This window comes from Neomegalonema sp. (assembly GCF_028688855.1).
Classification (GTDB): Bacteria; Pseudomonadota; Alphaproteobacteria; order Rhodobacterales; family Rhodobacteraceae; genus Neomegalonema.
Window position 1 is genome coordinate 3,119 of record NZ_JAQTXI010000045.1, and the last position, 5,021, is coordinate 8,139.

Annotated in this window: 1 protein-coding gene; it reads left to right on the forward strand. The window is 38.3% G+C overall.

Translation table 11 applies throughout. From position 1 onward, the window contains the following. Window positions 1-17 precede the first annotated feature (17 nt). The gene (locus PHN62_RS17355) at window positions 18-4,946 is read left to right on the forward strand and encodes an Ig-like domain-containing protein (RefSeq protein ID WP_300152694.1); all 4,929 of its coding nucleotides are present in this window, start codon (window positions 18-20) and stop codon (window positions 4,944-4,946) included. The last annotated feature ends 75 nt before the right edge of the window (window positions 4,947-5,021 follow it).

The following is a 5,021-nucleotide window of genomic DNA, read 5'->3' on the forward strand; positions in this document are numbered from 1 at the left end:
TTGCAGGTAGTGATTTGGTGGCTGACGGCGACAAATCAATCGCAGGCAGTGTGGTGGTGCATGATGTCGCAGGCAACCCTGCGACAGTGACATCTGATAAGGGCTATGTCGTTGACACGACATTACCGACAGCGACGCTCAGCATTGATGCGGTTACAGCGGACAACATTGTGAATGCTGCGGAGGCAGGAACAGATGTGACGTTGACCGGTAAGGTGACTGGTGAATTTACCGTGGGCGATACCGTCACTCTGACCATCAACGAGAAAACATACACGACTGATGTTAAAGCAGGCGGTAGTTGGAGTGTTGATGTTGCAGGTAGTGATTTGGTGGCTGACGGCGACAAATCAATCGCAGGCAGTGTGGTGGTGCATGATGTCGCAGGCAACCCTGCGACAGTGACATCTGATAAGGGCTATGTCGTTGACACGACATTACCTAACATAACTAGCAACGAAGTTTTTTTCAAAGAAAATGTGGCATCTGGTACAGAAATTTATGATGTTGATAATAATGCTACAGGTAATGATGAAGATGTAAAAATCTATGAGATCACTACTGGTAATGAAGACGGTATTTTTATTATTGATCCTATTACAGGTAAAATTACTATAGCAGAAGGTAAAACGCTGGATTATGAAGCATTACCGAATGATAAGAAATATTACGCATTGGGTATAAAAGCAACAGATGCTGCCGGGAATAGTGATACAGCTGTTATTACGGTGAATGTTGAAAACACCCAAGGCGAAATTACCACTTCAATTAATTCTGATGGATTGATTACAGGTACAACAGAATTTGTTATAGCAGGTTCAAATATTATTACTTTAATAATTACAGGTCTGAACACGTCAGGAGAATCAATTACTATTACCAGAACTGTCGATTTAAGTTATGTAAATGGAACTGAAACTGGCTCGTATTCTTATCAATTGTTAGAAAGTGATGGGATTGTTGATGGTTCTGCTATCACGGTGGAAGCACATACAATAGATATTGATAATTCTAATATATATGCTTATAACAATTTATCAGGCTATACACCAGATGATTCGAATACACTAGATGTCAATGAATATCAACCGGGATTAGATTTGGTTAAGCCTACTATAGCAATTACCATAGTAGGTAATGATTGGCATGTGGTTTGGAGCGATACTATAGATGCTGATTTTAGTAAATCGACTAAACAACCTTTTACAGTAACGGGTACGAGTACTGGAGTAGAAGCAGGACAAGAAGTCAGTGTTACTTTTGCCAACACGTCTGATGGTCAGGCAATTACAGTGACAGGTATTGTACAGGCCGATGGTATATGGTCTGCTACTGTAACTGCACAACAAGCGGCAAAATTGTTAGATGGTACGGCAACAGCAACTGTACGGGATCATGGGGATAATACAGCAACATCTGAGGTTGCAAGTTATGTGGTAGATGCTCCACTAGCAAATGTGACGCATTATTATGATGATATTGACAGTGTACAAAACACAGTAACAACTTTTGGTGTATTGTCAGATGTTTCCATCTCTAGCAAAGTGACTGTTGCTTGGGATTCCAATGCCGTTATCGTCGAACAGAGTAATGTGGCAACTACATATGGTACATTTAGTATCGATGCAAATGGAAACTGGACTTATAAATTAAGTACTAATTTACAAAGTACGCTTGATTTAACGAAAGCTCCATTAACTGATATTATTTCTGTGACTGATAGTTTAGGAAAAGCGTATGAAGTTAAAGTATCTATTAATGAGAATGGTTATGCCGAAGGCTGGGTTGGCATATCTGCAACGACTGCTTCATTAAGTGCAGAAACTAATATTGCCAGTGATGGAAATACATTTACTATTTATAGTAATGACTCTCTTGGTCGTATAGAGGGAACGGTAGCATCTGGTGTGGAAAAAGTCCGTATCTATATTAATAAACAGGATACTTCCGACAATCCAAGTACTTTGCCGTATCCAAAATATCTGGAAGTGAATGTTGATACTGATGGTCACTGGATCGTTACAGAAGCAGAGTTACAAGCTGTACTAGAACATATCTGGGAGGCGGATCAATTAAATAATGACAATATTTATATTCAGGTGCGCGCTATTGATCCTGTGACAGGCAAAGTTGGAGAGGTATCAACTAAATATACTTTTGTAGTTGATACTATAGCACCTGAAGCGACCAATGTTAGTTATGATGAAACTTCTGGCAAGGTTAGTGCATTGGTGTATGGGGATAGTAGCAGTACCAAACATGCCAATACAGGTGATAAGGTTATTGTGACTTATAAGGATGCAGAGGGTAAAGAACATTTCGCTGGCGAAGGTGTTGTAGGTAATCAGTATGATTCAACTAACTATTTGAATATCAATATTCAATTAGATTCTGATGTGAAAACAGTTGTTGATACAAATACTCAGTTTGTTGTCTATGTTACAGATAGAGCAGGTAACACTGGTACAAGTAATGATAAAACCATTGATCCGACTTTAGTTTTGCCAACACCTGTTGTCGATGGCTATATAGATGACGTAGGTGCAATTAAAGGTACGATTAATGCAAATGGTGTAACTGATGATCAACAAGGTCAGATTACTGGTACGATTAACTTAACAGCAGAGCAGCTGGCACTGGTTGATGAAGTCAGAATTTATTTATATAACAATACCAGTAAATGGATTTCTATTCCTGTTGCAGAGCTAGTATCAACTGGTAATGGCAATTATCGTTGGACGACAAATGTTTCTGATTTATATAAAGTAACCACAACGGGTACACTAGCTCCCGGTGAAGTCACCATTAAAGCGGCGACTTATAATGAAGCGACAGGTGTATTGGGTGGATTCTCTCCTATCTTTAAATTTACAGTTGATGTGACTCCTCCGACCATTGAAATTACATCAGTTGCTGAAGATGAAATTATTTCACAGGCAGAAAAAACAGACGGCTTTACGATTAAAGGGACAACATCTGGTGCCGAAGAAGGTCAGACTGTGACGATAAAGCTTAAAGGAACAAGTTTTACAGGCATCGTTGGTTCAGATGGAACATGGTCAATTTCCCTTACAGCACAACAAACCACTCAACTGAATTTACAGGATGGTCAAAGCTATACTGTTAGCGCAGATGTAAGTGATAAGGCAGGTAATCCAGCAACACCGGCAACGAAAGATGCCGTGGTGAATGCAGCTCCAACAGCTTCTACTACTCCTTTAACAACTAATGAAGATGTGGCTGTTTCTGGAAAAATTACGGGGGTAGATCCTACAGGAGATACATTATCTTATACCGTTAAGGACGGTGCTGGCTCCCAGCATGGTGGTACAGTGGTACTGGATTCTGTAACTGGTAACTTTACTTATACTCCTGCGCCTAACTGGTCTTCAGATTCAGAAACTGATGTTGATAGTTTTGTGGTTGTGGTGAAGGATCAATACGGTAATAGTGTGGAAGTAACACAGAATATTACTGTAACAGCTGTAGCAGATACGCCAACAACGACGGAAACTATGGATTACGATGTTGAGTCATTTTCCATGAATATGTATACGTGGACTGGAATCAAATCAATTGTTATTGATGGTACAACATATAATTTACTTGAACGTGGTGGCAGTGGCGCGACCAATGATACTCTGGTTAAGGCATTGAATTATTTATATGAAAATAGAGCAACCAATGGTGCAACTGTAACGCATGCCGAGTCCTTTGTATCTACTAACTTGCCAACATATAATGCTGTATTTATTACAGGTTATCTATATTTGGAAAAAGGTCAAACTTATCAATATACGGGTAAGGCAGATGATAGTGGCACCATTATTATTGGGGATGAGTCCAGTTATCATGTAAATTGGTCTGGGGTAACCTCGGCAGATGCATCTTTTGTAGCTTCAGAAACAGGTTTTTATACGTTTAAACTGTATTTGCATAATGCAGATAGAGTAGGTAATTATAATTTCCAGCTTAAACATGTTTTAAAAGATGCTGATGGCAATAACATTGGTGAAGAAGCTGTAAAATATTTTAGTGACTATAATCAAATTATTGCAGAGCTGCCTGATTTTATGACCTTAAAACCGTTTAATGACACAGCAAATGAGGATAAATATGGATCAGGGAATGGTTATTATGGTGTAGTTTATGGTTATTCTGGTGCAGAAACAGATCAGATTAGTCTGAATAAGATTGAAGCATCATTAACAGATCGCGATGGTTCAGAAATTCTTTCCATGACTATGACTGGTCTTGCCGCAGGCACTATATTAACTTATTCAACTGTTAATAAAGATGGTACTATTATTTCTGGAAAAACTTCGGTAGCAAATTCTTCTGGTGAAATTATGGTAACAGGAGATACAAATATAGTTGAATTCACTGACATGAAGTTACAATTGCCTGTGGGTGTGACAGTGGATCATACTTATCAGGTGACAATGAATGTCACAGCAACGGAAACGGAAGATAATAGTACTCAAAATTCTACATTTGATTTTTCTGTGGTAGTAACAAATCCAAATAGTACCATCGTTGCGAAAATAGGTGATGATATTATTAGTACAGGGACCACAGGTAACGATACTTTAATCTATAATGTTTTGGCTGCTGCCGATGCCAAAGCAGGTCATGGCATTGATACCTGGACGGATTTTCATTTGGGTAATCCATCAAATGATACAAATGCAGATACCATTAAATTCGCATCTGATTTCTTTAATGGATTGCTACAAGATAGTGATTTAATGTCAAGTAATAGTACCAATGTCGAAAAGTTCATTAAGATTAATTACAATTCAGATACAGATAGTGCAACGATTTCAATCGATCGTGATGGGGATGCTGATCATTATCAAAGCGAAAATTTATTGATATTGACCAACCAATCTAGCGAAATTACTTTGCACGATTTATTAAACAATAACCAAATCATCATTGGTTAACTGCTATGATGATCTAAAAAATTGCTCCATTCATGGGGCAATTTTTATGGATATAGCAATAAGATTTATAATAAA